Below are 17,296 nucleotides of genomic sequence, written 5' to 3' on the forward strand. Positions count from 1 at the left end.
CCCCACCTGAACGGCCGCCCATGAGCGCTCACGCCGCCCCCTCGCCCGAAGCGCTGTCGCGGCGCGCCGAATTCAAGGCCGCCAAAGCCGACATGCTCGAGCGCTTTCGCCGCGCGACGAACGTCGCGTCGCTGATGCATGCGCAGTCGAAACTCACCGACGACGCACTGAAGCGCGTGTGGGACGATTGCGGGCTGCCTGCGACGCTCGCGCTCGTCGCCGTCGGCGGCTACGGGCGCGGCGAGCTCGCCCCCTATTCCGACGTCGACATCCTCGTGCTGCTGCCCGATGCGCACGACCCGGCGCTCGACTCGCGCATCGAACGCTTCATCGGGATGGCGTGGGATCTCGGCCTCGAGATCGGCAGCAGCGTGCGCACGGTCGCGCAGTGCATTGAAGAGGCGTCGCAGGACGTCACGGTGCAAACCTCGCTGCTGGAAGCGCGCCGCATCGTCGGCAGCACCGCGCTGTTCGAGCGCTTCACGGTGCGCTACCACGAGGCGCTCGACGCCCGCGCATTCTTCACCGCGAAGATGCTCGAGATGCGCCAGCGCCACGCGAAGTTCCAGGACACGCCGTACAGCCTCGAACCGAACGTGAAGGAAAGCCCCGGCGGGCTGCGCGACCTGCAGACGATCCTGTGGATCGCGCGCGCGGCAGGCTTCGGCAGCAGCTGGCGCGAGCTCGACACGCGCGGCCTCATCACCGATCGCGAAGCGCGCGAGCTGCGCCGCAACGAAGGCTTCCTGAAGACGCTGCGCGCGCGGCTGCACGTCATTGCCGGCCGCCGCCAGGACATGCTCGTCTTCGACCTGCAGACGCAGGCCGCCGAGAGCTTCGGCTACCAGCCGACGCAGGCCAAGCGCGCGAGCGAGCAACTGATGCGCCGCTATTACTGGGCGGCGAAAGCCGTCACGCAGCTCGCGACGATCCTGATCCAGAACATCGAGGCGCAGCTGTTCCCCGCGACGAGCGGCATCACGCGCGTGCTGTCGCCCGACCGCTTCGTCGAGAAGCAGGGGATGCTCGAAATCGTCGACGACGGCGTATTCGAACGCCATCCCGATGCGATCCTCGAAGCGTTCCTGCTGTACGAAGCGACCCGCGGCGTGAAGGGCCTGTCCGCCCGCACGCTGCGCGCGCTGTACAACTCGCGCGAAATCATGAACAACGCGTGGCGCCGCGATCCGCAGAACCGCGACACGTTCATGCGGATCCTGCAGCAGCCCGAAGGGATCACGCACGCGTTCCGGCTGATGAACCAGACGAGCGTGCTCGGCCGCTACCTGCTGAACTTCCGCCGCATCGTCGGCCAGATGCAGCACGACCTGTACCACGTGTACACGGTCGACCAGCACATCCTGATGGTGTTGCGCAACATCCGCCGCTTCGCGGTCGCCGAGCATGCGCACGAATACCCGTTCTGCAGCCAGCTGATCGGCAACTTCGAGCGCCCGTGGGTGCTGTATGTCGCGGCGCTGTTCCACGACATCGCGAAAGGCCGCGGCGGCGACCACTCGACGCTCGGGATGGCCGACGCGCGGCGCTTCTGCCGCGAGCACGGGATCACCGGCGACGACGCGGCGCTGATCGTGTGGCTCGTCCAGCATCACCTGACGATGAGCCAGGTCGCGCAGAAGCAGGACACGAGCGACCCCGAAGTCATCAAGCGCTTCGCCGAACTCGTCGGCAACGAACGGCGCCTCACCGCGCTCTACCTGCTGACCGTCGCCGATATCCGCGGCACGAGCCCGAAGGTGTGGAATACGTGGAAGGGCAAGCTGCTCGAGGATCTGTACCGCGTCACGCTCGCGGTGCTCGGCGGCGCGAACCCCGACGCACACTCCGAGCTGAAGTCGCGGCAGGAACAGGCGCTCGCGCTGCTGCGCCTCGAGACCGTGCCCGACGACGCGCACCGCGCGCTGTGGGATCAGCTCGACGTCGGCTTCTTCCTGCGTCACGATGCGGCCGACATCGCATGGCAGACGCGTGTGCTGTACCGGCACGTGAACGCCGAAACCGCGATCGTCCGCGCGCGGCCGTCGCCGATCGGCGACGCGCTGCAGGTGCTCGTGTACGTGAAGGACCGCCCCGACCTGTTCGCGGGCATCTGCGCGTATTTCGACCGCAACGGGCTGTCGGTGCTCGATGCGCGCGTCAGCACGACGCGGCACGGTTATGCGCTCGACAACTTCATCGTCACGCAGACCGAACGCGACGTGCGGTACCGCGACATCGCGAATCTCGTCGAACAGCAGCTCGCGACGCGGCTCACCGAAACCGCACCGCTGCCGGAGCCGTCCAAGGGCCGCCTGTCGAGGCTGTCGCGGACGTTTCCGATCACGCCGCGCGTCGACCTGCGGGCCGACGAGCGCGGCCAGTACTACATCCTGTCCGTGTCCGCCAACGACCGGCCGGGCCTTCTCTATTCGATCGCGCGCGTACTCGCCGAGCATCGGATCGGCGTCCATGCGGCGCGGATCAATACGCTCGGCGAACGCGTCGAGGACATCTTCCTGCTCGCAGGCGCCGGCTTGTCCGACAACCGCCTGCAGATCCAGCTCGAAACCGAATTGCTGCGTGCGATCGCAGTCTGAGTGAATTCCAGCGTTTATGCGCACCAAATTGACCGTCAAGAATCCGCGGCCGGCATCGCCGACCCGCGCACCTGTCCGCTCCGGCAGCCTCGTCGCCCGCAAGGCGGTGCGCCCCGCTGCGCCGCCCGCGGGAGACAAGCCGGCCCGCCCGAAGAAGGCGTCCCCGGCAGCCGGCGGCGAACGCTCGTTCAAGCCGCGCGATGCCGCGGGCGCCGAGCGCCCGGGCGCGGACCGCGCAACGGCCAAGCGCGCGCCGCGCGACGGCGGTGCCGAACGCGGCTATCGCGGCGCTGAGGGCAAGCCCGACGCGCGCCCGCCCCGTCGCAGCGACGCCGATGCGCGGCCGCGCCGCGCCAGTGCCGAAGGCGGCGCACGCGCGCCCTATCGCGACAATGCAGCCGGCGAAGGCGCGAAGCGCAGCTACGGCGACCGCCGTCCGTCGTCCGATCGCCCGCCCCGTCGCAGCGATGACGATGCACGGCCGCGTCGTGCAGGCGCCGAAGGCGGCGCGCGTGCGCCTTATCGCGACAACGCAGCCGGCGAAGGCGCGAAGCGCAGCTACGGCGAGCGCCGCACGTCGTCCGACCGACCGCCCCGTCGCGGCGATGACGATGCACGGCCGCGTCGTGCAGGCGCCGAAGGCGGCACGCGCGCCCCCTATCGCGACAAAGCAGCCGGCGAAGGTGCGAAACGCAGCTTCGATGACCGCCGTCCGTCGTCCGACCGCCCGGCCCGTCGCAAAGACGACGATGCACGTCCGCGCCGCGCAGGCGCCGACGAAGGCAAGCGCGCACCCTATCGCGACCAGGCAGCTGGCGAAGGCGCAAAGCGCAGCTTCGGCGAGCGTCGTACGTCCTCCGATCGCCCGGCCCGCCGCAGCGACGACGATGCACGTCCGCGTCGCGCAGGCGCCGACGACGTCAAGCGCGCACCCTATCGCGACAAGGCGGCCGGCGAAGGCGCAAAGCGCAGCTTCGGCGACCGCCGTACGCCGTCCGACCGCCCGGCCCGCCGCAGCGACGACGATGCACGTCCGCGCCGCGCAGGCGCTGACGACGGCAAGCGCGCGCCCTATCGCGACAAGGCGGCCGGCGAAGGCGCGAAACGCAGCTTCGGCGACCGCCCGGCTCGCCCCGCACGCGACGGCGAACGCCGCTCGCCCGGCGCGGGCCTGAAGACCGCGCAACCCGTCAAGCGCCAGGCGGCCGACACCGATTACGGTGACGAAACGGGCCTGATGCGCCTGTCGAAGCGGATGTCCGAGCTCGGCATGTGCTCGCGCCGCGAAGCCGACGAGTGGATCGAAAAGGGCTGGGTGCTCGTCGACGGCGAACGCATCGACACGCTCGGCACCAAGGTGCGCGCCGACCAGAAGATCGAGATCGACGAGCGCGCGAGCGCCGCGCAGGCCGCGCAGGTGACGATCCTGCTGCACAAGCCGGTCGGCTATGTGTCGGGTCAGGCGGAAGACGGCTATGAGCCCGCGGCCGTGCTGATCACGCGCGGGAACCACTGGAGCGGCGACCATTCGCCGCTGCGCTTCTCGCCGCAGCACCTGCACGCGCTCGCGCCGGCCGGCCGGCTCGACATCGATTCGACCGGCCTGCTCGTGCTGACGCAGAACGGCGTGATCGCGAAGCAGCTGATCGGCGAGCAGTCGGACATCGACAAGGAGTACCTGGTGCGCGTGCGCTTCGGCGAACGGCTCCTCGACATCGACCAGCACTTCCCGGCGGAATCGCTCGCGAAACTGCGCCACGGCCTCGAGCTCGACGGCGTCGCGCTGAAGCCCGCGATGGTGAGCTGGCAGAACGGCGAGCAACTGCGCTTCGTGCTGCGCGAAGGCAAGAAACGCCAGATCCGCCGCATGTGCGAACTGGTCGGCCTCGAAGTGATCGGCCTCAAGCGCGTGCGGATGGGCCGCGTGATGCTCGGCGCACTGCCGCAGGGGCAATGGCGCTATCTGTCGGCCGACGAGACGTTCTGACCGCGGGCACACCCTACGTGCCACGCAACGAAAAAGCCCGCGCAAGCGGGCTTTTTCGTTTCCGGCGAGCGACGCGAAACCGGACGCCTGCCGCCCCGCGCGCCGATCAGTCGTCGGCCGCCGGATCGAGCCCCGGAAACAACACCTCGGTGAAGCCGAAGCGCGTGAAGTCGGTGATCCGCATCGGATACAGCTTGCCGATCAGGTGATCGTATTCATGCTGGACCACGCGAGCGTGAAAACCGTCGGCGACGCGGTCGATCTTCGCGCCGAACTGGTCGAAGCCGCTGTAGCGCACCTTCGCATAGCGGCTGACGACGCCGCGCATGCCCGGCACCGACAGGCAGCCTTCCCAGCCCTCTTCCATGTCCGGCGGCATGAATTCGATCTTCGGGTTGATCAGCACGGTCTCGGGCACCGGCGGCGCATCCGGGTAGCGGTTGTTGTTGCCGAAGCCGAAGATGATGATCTGCAGCCCGATGCCGATCTGCGGCGCGGCCAGCCCGGCGCCGTTCGCGTGGTGCATCGTCTCGAACATGTCCGCGACGATCTCGTGCAACTCGGGTGTGTCGAACCGCTCGACCGGTTTGGCGACTTCGAGCAGGCGCGGATCGCCCATCTTCAGGATCTCGCGAATCATGGCGTATTGCCCTCCAGGAGTTGGTGCAGACCGTCTTCGTCCAGCACGGGGATGCCGAGTTCCTCGGCCTTCGCGAGCTTGCTGCCGGCTTCGGCGCCCGCGACCACGTAATCCGTCTTCTTCGATACCGAACCGGCCACTTTCGCGCCCGCCGCTTCGAGCATCTCCTTCGCGGCATCGCGCGTGAGCGTCGGCAGCGTGCCGGTCAGCACGACGGTCTTGCCGGCCAGCACGCCCTGCGGCGCCTTCGGTGCGGGCGGCCCTTCGGCCCACGTCACCTTGCCCGGCGCGCGCAACTGCTCGATCACGGTCCGGTTGTGCTCTTCCGCGAAGAACTGGTGGAGCGACTCGGCGACGATCGGCCCGACGTCGTTCACCTCGAGCAGTTCCTCGATCGACGCGTCCATGATCGGCGTCAGCGAGCCGAAATGCTTCGCGAGATCCTTCGCGGTCGATTCGCCGACATGGCGGATGCCGAGCCCGTAGATGAAGCGTGCGAGCGTCGTGTGTTTCGCCTTCTCGAGCGAATCGAGCAAATTCTGCGCGGACTTCTCGGCGAACCGGTCGAGCTCGGCGAGCGTCGCGAAGCCGAGATTGAACAGGTCGGCCGGCGTGCGCACGAGATTCAGGTCGACGAGCTGGTCGATGATCTTCTCGCCGAGCCCGTCGATGTCGAGCGCGCGGCGCTGCGCGAAGTGCCACAGCGCCTGCTTGCGCTGCGCCGGGCAGAACAGGCCGCCCGTGCAGCGCGCGATCGCCTCGTCCGGCAGGCGCTCGATCTTCGAGCCGCACACCGGGCATTCGGTCGGCATCACGAATTCGGCCGCATCGTCCGGACGCCGGTCGAGCAGCGCGCCGACCACCTCGGGGATCACGTCGCCCGCGCGTCGCACGATCACGGTATCGCCGATCCGGATGTCCTTGCGGCGCACCTCGTCCTCGTTGTGCAGCGTCGCGTTGGTCACGGTCGCGCCGCCGACGAACACGGGCTCGAGGCGCGCGACCGGCGTGATCGCGCCGGTGCGGCCGACCTGCACGTCGATCGCGACGAGCTTCGTCAGCGCTTCCTGTGCGGGGAACTTGTGCGCGAGCGCGAAGCGCGGCGCGCGTGACACGAAGCCGAGGCGCTCCTGCTCGTCGCGCCGGTTGACCTTGTAGACGACGCCGTCGATGTCGTACGGCAGCGACTCGCGCTTCTCGCCGATCTTGCCGAAGAAGCCGAGCAATCCGTCGGCGCCGTGCACGACCGCGCGCTCGCGGTTCACCGGCAGGCCGAGCGCTTCGTACCAGTCGAGCAGCGCGCTGTGCGTGTCGGGCATCGGCATCCCGTCGAGCACGCCGATTCCGTACGCGAAGAACGACAGCGGACGCTGCGCGGTGATCTTCGAGTCGAGCTGGCGCAGGCTGCCGGCCGCCGCGTTGCGCGGGTTCGCGAATTCGCGCTGCTCGGCCGCGCGCTGGCGTTCGTTCAAGCGTGCGAAATCGCGCTTGAACATCAGCACCTCGCCGCGCACGTCGAGCACGGCCGGCACGTTGTCGCCCTTCAGCTTCAGCGGGATCGAGCGGATCGTGCGCACGTTCGCGGTCACGTCCTCGCCGGTCGTGCCGTCGCCGCGGGTCGACGCCTGCACGAACACACCGCGCTCGTAGCGCAGCGAAATCGCGAGCCCGTCGAACTTGAGCTCGCACGCGTATTCGACCGGCTCCGTCACCGAACCGGCGAGATCGGTCGTCTTGTCGAGCGCATCGGCGACGCGCTTGTCGAACGCGGCGATGTCCTCGTCGGCGAAGCCGTTGTTCAGCGACAGCATCGGCGCGTCGTGGACCACCGGCGTGAAGCCGCCGGCCGCTTCGCCACCGACGCGCTGCGTCGGCGAATCGGGCGTCACGAGTTCGGGATGGTCGGTTTCGAGTTGCTGCAGTTCGCGGAACAGCCGATCGTATTCGGCGTCGGGCAGATCCGGCTGGTCGAGCACGTAGTAGGCGTAGTTCGCCCGCTCGAGTTGGTCGCGCAGCCACGCGGCGCGCTCGTCGGGCTGGCTGGCTGGCGGTTCGGCTTGGGTTCGGGCCATGCTGGCGGCAGATTCGCTCTGAGAAAATCGGATGCCCGATTATCTCAGTTTGACGCCGCTGCGGGGCGTGCAATGCACGCCGGATGAACGTGCTGCAGCGCACACGAAAAGGCGTGCGCCGCAACGGCGAACGACGGTGCCGACGCCCGCCGTCCGCGCCATCGCGTTACTGGCTGAAGAGGCGGCGCGTGACCGGCGAACCGGCCGGAATGCCGGCTTCCTCGAGCTTCGCGTACAGCTTCATCAACTGCTGCTCGATCGCGAGCAGCGTCGACTCCGGCAGCGGCCGGCGCGAATCGTCGACGACCCGCGCGCCGATCCGCTCGGACAGCGACTTCGCGTAATCGCACATCAGCCGGAACGGCAGGATGTCCTCTTCGGCGACCGGCACGTCGAGCACCAGCGTGATCATGTTGCCGCCCTTGTACGTGAGGTCGTCGCGCAGGAAATTCGTGTCGCCGAACTGCAGCATGAACACGGGGTTCTGCTTCGCGTCGAGCTTCACGAAACGCGTGCCGTCGCGCGACAGCAGCAACCCGTCCTGCGACGCGACCGCCTGCACGTAATTCGCCGACCACGGCGCGCCGTCCGACATCACGTTGATCGACAGTTGCGCGTCGCACTGCGCGGCAAACGCGTCGAGTTCGCGCGCCATCGCCACCGTTTCCATCATGTCCGGGAATTCCGGCGCGCCGTCGATCGCGTCGGCGAACTGCTGGACGCCCGTCACGAATTCGGAGAACTCGAGCTCGTTCAGCGCGCCGCTGCGGTTCGCGAGCTGCGCGGCCGCGCGCAGTTCGTCGTAGCGCACGCCGTTCTGCAGCAGTTCCCACTGGCCGCCTTCCGGCTTGCCTTCGATGTGCACCGGCTTGCTCCCGGCGCGGCGCAGCCGCTGTGCGGCCGGCAGGATCTTGTCGCCCGGCAGCGGCCCGGCGAGGCGGATCGGCACGATGCAGTCGATCCGGCGGTCGACGATCGCGGGCGGCGCCGACGAGATCGTCGTCGCGGCCGGCAGCACGGGTTCGGCCGGCTCGGCCGGCTCGGCCGGTTCGGCGGCCGCTTCGTGCACGGCGGCAGGCGCCGCTGTTTCACCGGCGGCCGGTTCGGCCGACTCGGTCGACAGGTCGACGCCGGTTGCCTCGGCCTGCAGATCGGCCGGCATATCGGCCGGTGCCGCGCCACCGAACGTCGGCTCGACGCGCGCGGCTTCGGCCGGCGTCGCGGCCGCCGCGACCGGTGCCGCGGGCTCGCGGCGCACCGGCTGACGCACCGGCTCGATGAACGGCAACTCTTCTTCGCGCTCGGGGCGGTTCATCGCCTCGGCCGCTTCCTCCGGCATCGGGCGCGGCATCCTGCGCCGCACCTTCGCGCCCTGCCATGCGTTGTAGACCACGACGCCGCCCACCACGACGGCGCCCGCGCCGATCAAACCGAGTGTCAACTCGTCCATGCACGCTCCATCAGCAATTCTTTTTCGTCGGGACCGCGAACGGGCGCCCATGCGCCGCGCGAACGCGGTCCGGTTTCGTCAAACGTCAATTCTGGGCAAAGCCCGCTGCGGTTTCCATGTCCACCGCCACGATCCGCGACACGCCTTGCTCCTGCATCGTCACGCCGATCAGCTGCTGCGCCATCTCCATCGCGATCTTGTTGTGCGAGATGAACAGGAACTGCGTCTTGTCGGACATCGCGCGCACGAGATTCGCGAAACGTTCGGTGTTCGCGTCGTCGAGCGGCGCGTCGACCTCGTCGAGCAGGCAGAACGGCGCCGGGTTCAACTGGAACATCGCGAACACCAGCGCGGTCGCGGTCAGCGCCTTTTCGCCGCCCGACAGCAGGTGAATCGTCGCGTTCTTCTTGCCGGGCGGCTGCGCCATCACCTGCACGCCGGCATCGAGGATCTCGTCGCCCGTCATGATCAGCTTCGCCTGACCGCCGCCGAACAGGCGCGGGAACAGGTCGCTGAAGTGGCGGTTGACCTCGTCGAAGGTCCCCTGCAGCAGCGTGCGGGTTTCCTGGTCGATCTTGTGGATCGCGTCCTCGAGCGTCGTGATCGCGTCGATCAGGTCGGCCGATTGAGCGTCGAGGAACACCTTGCGCTCGCTCGCAGCCTTCAGCTCGTCGAGCGCGGCCATGTTCACCGGGCCGAGCGCGTTGATCGCGTTGTTGAGCCGCGTGACCTCGCCCTGCAGGTACGACGGCTTCAGGTCCGGCGTCAGCTTCTCGAGCAGCGCGGCCTCGTCGACTTCTGCCGTCGCGAGCTGCTCGGCGAACTGCTCGACGGCCAGGCGCGCGGCCTGCTCCTTCAGCTGCAGTTCGGTAATGCGGTCGCGCAGCGGCTGCAGCGAACGCTCGGCGACGAGACGCTGCTCGTCCGACGCGCGCAGCTTCGCGGTCAGGTCGTCGAGCTCGATCCGCGCGGCCTGCAGCGCCTCTTCCTTCACCGCGCGAATCTCGAGCGCGTCCTGCAGGCCCGTATGCGCGGTCTGTTCGTTGATCGTCTCGAGTTCGGCGCGCGCGTCTTCCAGCGATGCGGCGACGCGCTCGCTCTGCTCGTGCGCGACCTGGATGCTGCGCTTGAGCTCGTCGATCCGGGTCACCGCGTTGCGTGCGGCAAAGCGCGCGTCGTTCGCGCCGCGCTCGAGGTCGCGCGCTTCCTGACGCGCCTGCGTCAGCGATTCGTCGAGCGATTCGAACGCGAGCTGGTTGTCCTCGAAGCGCGCCTGCAGCTCCGCGAGTTCGCCGTCGAAGCGCTCGAAATTCGCCTCCGACTCGGCACGCAGCGCGCGCTGTTCTTCGATCTGCGCACCGATTTCCTCGAGTTCCTCGCGGATCTGGGTGCTGCGCTGCGTATAACGCTCGTGTGCCTGTGCGAGCTTCAGCACGTCCATCTGCAGCGCGTGCACACGCTGCGTCGCACGCTCGGCCTGCGCGCGCACGTCGCCGAGCGCCTGCGTGGCCTGCGTGTGCGCGGCTTCCGCGCGTACCGCGGCCGTGCGCGCCTCGTCGGCGAGCAGCGCCTGCGCACGCACCTGGCGCGTCAGGTTTTCGATTTCCTGCTGGCGGGCCAGCATCCCGGCCTGCTCCGAATCGGCTGCGTACAACTGCACGCCGACGCGCGTGACGATATGGCCGGCCTTGACGACGAACGCACCGCCTGCCGGCAATTGCGTGCGGGTCGCAAGCGCCTGCGCGACGTCGTCGGCGACATAGACGTTGCCGAGCCAGTCGTTCAGCACCGCGCGAATGCCCGCGTCGTCGATGCGCACGAGCGACAGCACCGGACGCAGCCCGGCCACCGCCGCGGGCGGTTCGCCGGCCGCGGGCGGTGCGTAGAACGCGAGCTTCGCGGGCGGCGCATCGGTCGCGAACGCCTTCACCCAGTCGAGATTCGACACTTCGAGCGCGGCGAGGCGCTCGCGCAGCACGGCTTCGAGCGCCGCTTCCCAGCCCGCCTCGACGTGCAGCTTCTTCCACAGGCGCGGCAGCGCGCCGAGCTCGTGCTTGTCGAGCCACGGCTGTACCTTGCCTTCCGTCTGCACGTTTTCCTGAAGCTGCTTCAGTGCGGCGAGGCGCGCTTCGAGCTGGTGAATCTGCGCGCCTTCGGCCTGCACGCGCTCCTGCGCGGCACGGCGTTCACCATCGAGGCGTGGCACCGTCTCCTGCGCGTCGGCAAGACGCGCCTGCGCTTCGGCGAGGATTTCTTCCTGCTCGGCGAGCTGCATGCGCAACTCCTCGAGCTGCGCCTCGTCCGGTGCGTCGAGCCCGCCCGCTTCGCTCTTCAGTCGCTCATGGCGCTGCTGAAGCTGCTGCAGCTGCTGGTCGGCGTTGCGCTGGTGCGCGGCTTCGAGCTTCAGCGACTGTTCGGTCTGCGCGATCCGCGCGCGCTCGTCGTTGAGCTGCGCCTGCGCGTCGCGCCACTTCGCCTCGAGCGCCGGCAGCGCGTCGTGCTTCGCGGCGGCGTTGTCCTCGGCGAGCGCGGCCTTCTCGTCGGCCATCGCGCGCGCCTCTTCGGCTTCCTCGAGCTCGTCCTGCGACTTCTCGGCCTGCGCGCGCCATTGCTCGCGCTGCGCGTTCAGCGCGGCGATCTGCGCCTGCACGCGATTGCGCGATTCGACGATGAACTTGATCTCGGCTTCGAGGCGGCTCACCTCGGCATTCGCCTCGTACAGCGAACCCTGCGCACCCTGCATCGCGTCGCTCGCCGCGTAATGCGCGACGCGCAGCGTCTCGAGCTGCGACTCGACCTCGCGCAGCTTCGCCGTCTGCGCCTCGAGGTCGATCTGCGCCTGTTCGATCGCGCGCTGCTGCTTCTGCTGCTCGCCGGCGGCCTCGTTCTTGCGCAGCAGCCACAACAGGCGCTGCTTCTCCTCGCCGTCGGCGACGAGTTCCTTGTACTTGTTCGCGACGACGGCCTGCGCCTCGAGCTTCTCGAGGTTCGCGCCGAGTTCGCGGACGATGTCCTCGACGCGCGTCAGGTTCTCGCGCGTGTCGTGCAGGCGGTTCTCGGTTTCGCGGCGGCGTTCCTTGTACTTCGACACGCCCGCGGCTTCCTCGAGGAACACGCGCAGCTCTTCCGGCTTCGCCTCGATGATCCGCGCGATCATGCCCTGCCCGATGATCGCGTACGCACGCGGCCCGAGGCCGGTGCCGAGGAAGATGTCCTGGATATCGCGGCGGCGTGCCGGCAGGTTGTTGATGTAGTAGCTCGACGTGCCGTCGCGCGTCAGCACGCGCTTCACGGCGATTTCGCCGTACTGGCCCCACTGCCCGGCCGCGCGGCCGTCGGAGTTGTCGAAGATCAGCTCGACGCTGGCCCGGCTGCCGGGCTTGCGTGCGGTCGAGCCGTTGAAGATCACGTCCTGCATCGACTCGCCGCGCAGCTCGGACGCGCGCGACTCGCCGAGCACCCAGCGCACGGCGTCGATGATGTTGGACTTGCCGCACCCGTTCGGGCCCACCACGCCGACAAGCTGGCCCGGAACCTGGAAATGCGTGGGATCGACGAAGGATTTGAAGCCAGCGAGTTTGATCGAGCTCAGACGCACGGCGGTATCGGATGTGAAGAAGGTGTGAAACGGACGGGGCCGTGCTGCGCGGGGCCGGACGGCCCATGCGCGCGACGCGCCCCGGAATTCAAAAGCGGGGCCGCGCGCATCCAGCGTTGGGCCCCGCAAACGGCTTCCATCATACCATCGCGCGTGCGCCGTCCCGACCGTCGCCGGGTTTGTCCGGTGCCGGCGCGGCACGATGGACCCGGCTGGACAGCAGCGTCGCCAGCACGATGCACACGCCGCCCGCCCACTCGCGCGCGGTCGGCAGCTCGTTCGCGAACACCCACGCCGACAGCGCGGTGATCACGATCTCGAACAGCATGATGATCGACGCGCGGTTCGCCGGCACCCGCGCGAGGCCGTATTGCACGAGCAGGTTGTTCGCCGCCATCGTCACGCCGATCGCGGCGACGATCAGCGCGGCGACGCCGAGCTGGCTGCCCGCCGGCGCGGCCGGCAGCCCTTCGAACAGCGACGCGACCGCGCCGAACACCGCCGCGCCGCCGAACAGCGTCGCGGTACGCATCTCCGCGCGCATCCCGGGCAGCTCGCGGCTCGCCTTGATCACGAGCACGTTGCTCATCGCGAAGCTCAGCCCGGCCGCGAGACCAGCCCATTCGGCCGGGTTGGCCGGCAGCGGCATGCCGAGCTTCGGCGACCACAGCATCAGCATCGCGCCGCCGATCGACAGCGCCGCCAGCCCCGCGCCGGCCCAGGTCAACCGCTCGCGCAGCAGGAAGTGCGCGTAGATCGCGGTCCATGCGGGGGTCAGGTAGAACAGCAGCATCACGCGCAGCACTTCGCCGTGGATCGTGCCCCATACGAAACCGAGGTTCGTCACGCCGGCCGTGACCGCGATGCCCGGCAGCACCCAGTGCCAGCGCAGCGTCGCGATCGTGCGGTGCCGCGTGACGATCACGAACAGGAACGCGACGAGGCTCGTCAGCGCGCTCGCCAGCGTGCCCGTCACGCCGAGCGACGCGAGGATCCGCAGCGGATACCAGATCAGGCCCCATACCGACGCACCGATCAGGATGGCCAGCGTCGGCAGGCTGCCGCGTACCGCATTATTCATTTGTTTCGATACCCTTTATTCCACCGGCCCGGCCGCCGTTCCGGCGGGCCGTGACCGCATTCCGTCACGCTATAATCATTCGTTGCGACCCGCGCGCCGTCGGCGCCCGTTCGCAGCCGCGCGGCACGCCCGCCGCTTCTTTCGCTCCAACCGGCCGCGATGGCCGCTTCGCCCGTGAACCCTCGACTCGACTCGCTCCAGCCCTATCCCTTCGAAAAGCTGCGCGCCCTGTTCAAGGACGTGACGCCCTCCGGCGACCTCAAACCGATCAGCTTCGGCATCGGCGAGCCCAAGCACCCGACTCCGGCGCTGATCCGCGACGCCGTGGTGGCCGCGCTCGACGGCCTCGCGTCGTACCCGGCCACGGCCGGCTCGGACGCGCTGCGCACGTCGATCGCGCACTGGCTCGAGCGCCGCTACGGGTTGCCGGCAATCGATCCGGCCACGCAGGTGCTGCCCGTGTCGGGGTCGCGCGAGGCGCTGTTCTCGCTCGCGCAAACCGTGATTGACGCGCGCCCGTCCGGGCACGGCGAGAAGGCGATCGTACTCTGTCCGAATCCTTTCTATCAAATTTACGAAGGCGCGGCGCTACTGGCCGGTGCCGAACCCTATTTCGCGAACAGCGACCCGGCCCGCAACTTCGCGTGCGACTACGCGGCCGTGCCCGACGACGTCTGGGCGCGCACGCAGCTGCTGTACGTGTGCTCGCCGGGCAACCCGACGGGCGCCGTGCTGACGCTCGACGACTGGCGCGAATTGTTCGCGCTGTCCGACCGCCACGGTTTCGTGATCGCGTCCGACGAATGCTATTCGGAGATCTATTTCGACGAAGCGGCGCCGCCGCTCGGCGGCCTCGAGGCCGCGCACCGCCTCGGCCGCGGCTTCGAGCGCCTCGTGATGCTGTCGAGCCTGTCGAAGCGCTCGAACGTGCCGGGCATGCGCTCGGGCTTCGTCGCCGGCGACGCGGCGCTGCTGAAGAAATTCCTGCTGTACCGCACGTACCACGGCGCGGCGCTGTCGCCGGTCTGGCAGCACGCGAGCATCGCCGCGTGGAACGACGAGGCGCACGTGCGCGAGAACCGCGCGCTGTACCTGCAGAAGTTCAATACGGTCACGCCGATGCTCGCCGACGTGATCGACGTGACGCTGCCCGACGCCGCGTTCTACCTGTGGGCCAACGTGTCGCGCACCGGGCTGTCGGACACCGAGTTCGCCCGCCGCCTGTACGCCGACTATAATGTGACGGTTCTGCCCGGCTCGTACCTCGCGCGCGATGCGCACGGTACCAACCCGGGCCGCGATTTCATCCGGATCGCGCTCGTCGCGGGCACCCCCGAATGCGTCGAGGGCGCGCAACGCATCGTCGATTTCTGCCGTTCTCTCGCGCGGTAATCGTCCATCCCGATCAATTCCATCCATCTCCTGCGAAAACGAACATGTCGCAACAACTTCAGCAAATCATCGATACCGCCTGGGACAACCGCGCCGAGCTGTCGCCGAAGGCCGCACCCGCCGACGTCCGCGAGGCCGTCGCGCACGCGATCGAGCAACTCGACAAGGGTGCGCTGCGCGTCGCCGAGAAAATCGACGGCAACTGGACCGTGCACCAGTGGCTGAAGAAGGCCGTGCTGCTGTCGTTCCGCCTGGAGGACAACACGCCGATGCCGGCCGGCGGCTATTCGCAGTTCTACGACAAGGTGCCGTCGAAGTTCGCGAACTACACGGCTGAAGACTTCGCCGCGGGCGGTTTCCGCGTCGTCCCGCCGGCCATCGCGCGCCGCGGCTCGTTCATCGCGAAGAACGTCGTGCTGATGCCGTCGTACACGAACATCGGCGCCTACGTCGACGAAGGCACGATGGTCGACACGTGGGCCACGGTCGGTTCGTGCGCGCAGATCGGCAAGAACGTGCACCTGTCGGGCGGCGTCGGCATCGGCGGCGTGCTCGAGCCGCTGCAGGCGAACCCCGTCATCATCGAGGACAACTGCTTCATCGGCGCGCGCTCGGAAGTCGTCGAAGGCGTGATCGTCGAGGAAAACTCGGTGATCTCGATGGGCGTGTACCTCGGCCAGAGCACGAAGATCTACGACCGCGAGACTGGCGAAGTCAGCTACGGCCGCATCCCGGCCGGCTCGGTCGTCGTTGCCGGCAACCTGCCGTCGAAGGACGGCTCGCACAGCCTGTACTGCGCGGTGATCGTCAAGAAGGTCGACGCGAAGACCCGCGCGAAGGTCGGCCTGAACGAGCTGCTGCGAGGCGACTGATGGCGAAGCCGCACACCGTGGTCGTCTACGGCATTCCGAACTGCGACACCGTGAAGAAGGCCCGCGTGTGGCTCGACGATCACGGCGTCGAATTCGAGTTCCACGATTTCAAGAAGCTCGGCGTCAGCGCGCCGCTGATCGAAGACTGGCTGAAGGACGTGTCGCTCGACGCGCTCGTGAACAAGCGCGGCACCACGTGGCGCGGCCTGGACGACGCGATGAAGGCGGCCGCCGAAACGAAGACCGGTGCGGTCGCGCTGATGACCCACAAGCCGTCGGTCATCAAGCGCCCCGTGCTGGTCGTCAACGGCCGCGTGAAATCGCTCGGCTTCGCGGCCGATCAATACGCGGCGCTGTTTGCCGCATAGGGCCGCCCGCGCTGCGCCCGCCGGCGCAGCCCGACGTCTTGTCGCTGCCGGCCACCGTGCCGGCATTTTTTATCGAAAGTGGTCCGAACCATGTCCGCCACCCTAGCCCTTACCGAACAGCTGATCGCCCGCGCGTCCGTGACGCCCGACGACCAGCATTGCCAGCAGATCATGACCGAGCGCCTCACCGCGCTCGGCTTCGAATGCGAGACCATCGCGTCGCACGGCGTGACCAACCTGTGGGCCGTCAAGCGCGGCACCGACGGCCGCGACGGCAAGCTGCTCGCGTTCGCGGGCCACACCGACGTCGTGCCGACCGGCCCGCTCGAACAGTGGACCTCGCCGCCGTTCATCCCCGCACATCGCGACGGCAAGCTGTACGGCCGCGGCGCGGCCGACATGAAGACGTCGCTCGCGGCGTTCGTCGTCGCGTCCGAGGAATTCGTCGCGGCCCATCCCGGCCACCGCGGCGCGATCGCGTTCCTGATCACGAGCGACGAGGAAGGCCCGGCCACCGACGGCACCGTGAAGGTCGTCGAACTGCTGCAGGCCCGCGGCGAACGCGTCGACTACTGCATCGTCGGCGAGCCGACGTCGACCGCCGAGCTCGGCGACGTCGTCAAGAACGGCCGCCGCGGGTCGATGTCGGGCGAACTGGTCGTCAAGGGCGTGCAGGGCCACATCGCGTATCCGCACCTCGCGAAGAACCCGATCCACCTGCTCGCGCCGGCACTCGCCGAGCTCGCCGTCGAGCAGTGGGACGAAGGCAACGAATACTTCCCGCCGACCACCTGGCAAGTGTCGAACCTGCACGCCGGCACCGGCGCGACCAACGTGATCCCCGGCCACGTCGACCTGCTGTTCAATTTCCGTTTTTCGACCGCCAGCACGGTCGAGGGCCTGCAGGCACGCGTGCACGCGATCCTCGACAAGCACGGCCTCGAATACACGCTGAAGTGGTCGGTGAGCGGCCTGCCGTTCCTCACGCCGCGCGGCGAACTGTCGAACGCGCTCGAAAACGCGATTCGCACCGAGACCGGCATCACGACCGAACTGTCGACCACCGGCGGCACGTCGGACGGCCGCTTCATCGCGCGCATCTGCCCGCAGGTGATCGAGTTCGGCCCGCCGAACGGCAGCATCCACAAGATCGACGAGCACATCGAAGTGCGCTTCGTCGACCCGCTGAAGAACGTGTACCGCCGCGTGCTCGAACAACTGATCGCCTGATGGAGCCTC

11 protein-coding genes are annotated in these 17,296 nt (G+C 68.6%); 6 read left to right on the forward strand and 5 right to left on the reverse strand.

Annotation, left to right across the window (positions count from 1 at the left end; translation table 11 throughout):
- Positions 1–20 precede the first annotated feature (20 nt).
- Positions 21–2,597 carry a [protein-PII] uridylyltransferase gene (locus LXM88_RS15765; RefSeq protein ID WP_262533702.1) on the forward strand — a complete coding sequence of 859 codons (2,577 nt, stop codon included), beginning with the start codon at positions 21–23 and terminating at the stop codon, positions 2,595–2,597.
- Between the two features lie 16 nt (positions 2,598–2,613).
- Positions 2,614–4,584: a pseudouridine synthase gene (locus LXM88_RS15770; protein WP_262533705.1), complete on the forward strand. Its 1,971-nt coding sequence runs from the start codon at positions 2,614–2,616 to the stop codon at positions 4,582–4,584.
- Positions 4,585–4,690: 106 nt separating this feature from the next.
- Here the strand turns inward: LXM88_RS15770 and def are convergent, their stop codons facing one another.
- The 5 genes from def to LXM88_RS15795 form a co-directional block, all read right to left on the reverse strand.
- Positions 4,691–5,224: a peptide deformylase gene (gene def / locus LXM88_RS15775; RefSeq protein WP_262533708.1), complete on the reverse strand. Its 534-nt coding sequence runs from the start codon at positions 5,222–5,224 to the stop codon at positions 4,691–4,693.
- Positions 5,221–7,296 (reverse strand): NAD-dependent DNA ligase LigA, encoded by a 2,076-nt coding sequence (ligA, locus tag LXM88_RS15780; RefSeq protein WP_262533712.1) that lies wholly within the window; start codon positions 7,294–7,296, stop codon positions 5,221–5,223. Before ligA ends, def begins: the two co-directional genes overlap by 4 nt.
- 166 nt (positions 7,297–7,462) lie before the next feature.
- Positions 7,463–8,746 (reverse strand): cell division protein ZipA C-terminal FtsZ-binding domain-containing protein, encoded by a 1,284-nt coding sequence (locus LXM88_RS15785; protein WP_262533714.1) that lies wholly within the window; start codon positions 8,744–8,746, stop codon positions 7,463–7,465.
- Between the two features lie 85 nt (positions 8,747–8,831).
- Positions 8,832–12,344 (reverse strand): chromosome segregation protein SMC, encoded by a 3,513-nt coding sequence (gene smc, locus LXM88_RS15790; RefSeq protein ID WP_262533717.1) that lies wholly within the window; start codon positions 12,342–12,344, stop codon positions 8,832–8,834.
- Positions 12,345–12,483: 139 nt separating this feature from the next.
- Positions 12,484–13,425, reverse strand: a complete 942-nt coding sequence (locus LXM88_RS15795) for a DMT family transporter (RefSeq protein WP_262533719.1) — start codon at positions 13,423–13,425, stop codon at positions 12,484–12,486.
- A gap of 159 nt (positions 13,426–13,584) precedes the next feature.
- On the opposite strand from LXM88_RS15795, the gene dapC reads away from it, so the two are divergent.
- The 4 genes from dapC (at position 13,585) to dapE (ending at position 17,287) form a co-directional block, all read left to right on the forward strand.
- Positions 13,585–14,817, forward strand: a complete 1,233-nt coding sequence (gene dapC / locus LXM88_RS15800) for a succinyldiaminopimelate transaminase (RefSeq protein ID WP_262533721.1) — start codon at positions 13,585–13,587, stop codon at positions 14,815–14,817.
- A gap of 44 nt (positions 14,818–14,861) precedes the next feature.
- Positions 14,862–15,689, forward strand: coding sequence for a 2,3,4,5-tetrahydropyridine-2,6-dicarboxylate N-succinyltransferase (gene dapD / locus LXM88_RS15805; RefSeq protein ID WP_262533724.1), 828 nt, complete (start codon positions 14,862–14,864; stop codon positions 15,687–15,689).
- Positions 15,689–16,057: an ArsC family reductase gene (locus LXM88_RS15810; RefSeq protein WP_096471214.1), complete on the forward strand. Its 369-nt coding sequence runs from the start codon at positions 15,689–15,691 to the stop codon at positions 16,055–16,057. Before dapD ends, LXM88_RS15810 begins: the two co-directional genes overlap by 1 nt.
- Positions 16,058–16,147: 90 nt before the next feature.
- On the forward strand, positions 16,148–17,287 hold the full coding sequence (gene dapE, locus LXM88_RS15815) for a succinyl-diaminopimelate desuccinylase (protein ID WP_262533728.1): 1,140 nt from the start codon (positions 16,148–16,150) through the stop codon (positions 17,285–17,287).
- The last annotated feature ends 9 nt before the right edge of the window (positions 17,288–17,296 follow it).

Source organism: Burkholderia sp. S-53, assembly GCF_025560745.1.
Taxonomy (GTDB): Bacteria; Pseudomonadota; Gammaproteobacteria; order Burkholderiales; family Burkholderiaceae; genus Burkholderia; species Burkholderia pyrrocinia.

Coding starts and splice junctions, on each gene's coding strand:
- LXM88_RS15770 (WP_262533705.1), top strand. CDS start 2,614: ATGCGCACCAAATTGACCGTCAAGAATCCGCGGCCGGCATCGCCGACC.
- LXM88_RS15795 (WP_262533719.1), bottom strand. CDS start 13,425: ATGAATAATGCGGTACGCGGCAGCCTGCCGACGCTGGCCATCCTGATC.
- dapD (WP_262533724.1), top strand. CDS start 14,862: ATGTCGCAACAACTTCAGCAAATCATCGATACCGCCTGGGACAACCGC.
- LXM88_RS15765 (WP_262533702.1), top strand. CDS start 21: ATGAGCGCTCACGCCGCCCCCTCGCCCGAAGCGCTGTCGCGGCGCGCC.
- ligA (WP_262533712.1), bottom strand. CDS start 7,296: ATGGCCCGAACCCAAGCCGAACCGCCAGCCAGCCAGCCCGACGAGCGC.
- def (WP_262533708.1), bottom strand. CDS start 5,224: ATGATTCGCGAGATCCTGAAGATGGGCGATCCGCGCCTGCTCGAAGTC.
- dapC (WP_262533721.1), top strand. CDS start 13,585: ATGGCCGCTTCGCCCGTGAACCCTCGACTCGACTCGCTCCAGCCCTAT.
- dapE (WP_262533728.1), top strand. CDS start 16,148: ATGTCCGCCACCCTAGCCCTTACCGAACAGCTGATCGCCCGCGCGTCC.
- LXM88_RS15810 (WP_096471214.1), top strand. CDS start 15,689: ATGGCGAAGCCGCACACCGTGGTCGTCTACGGCATTCCGAACTGCGAC.
- LXM88_RS15785 (WP_262533714.1), bottom strand. CDS start 8,746: ATGGACGAGTTGACACTCGGTTTGATCGGCGCGGGCGCCGTCGTGGTG.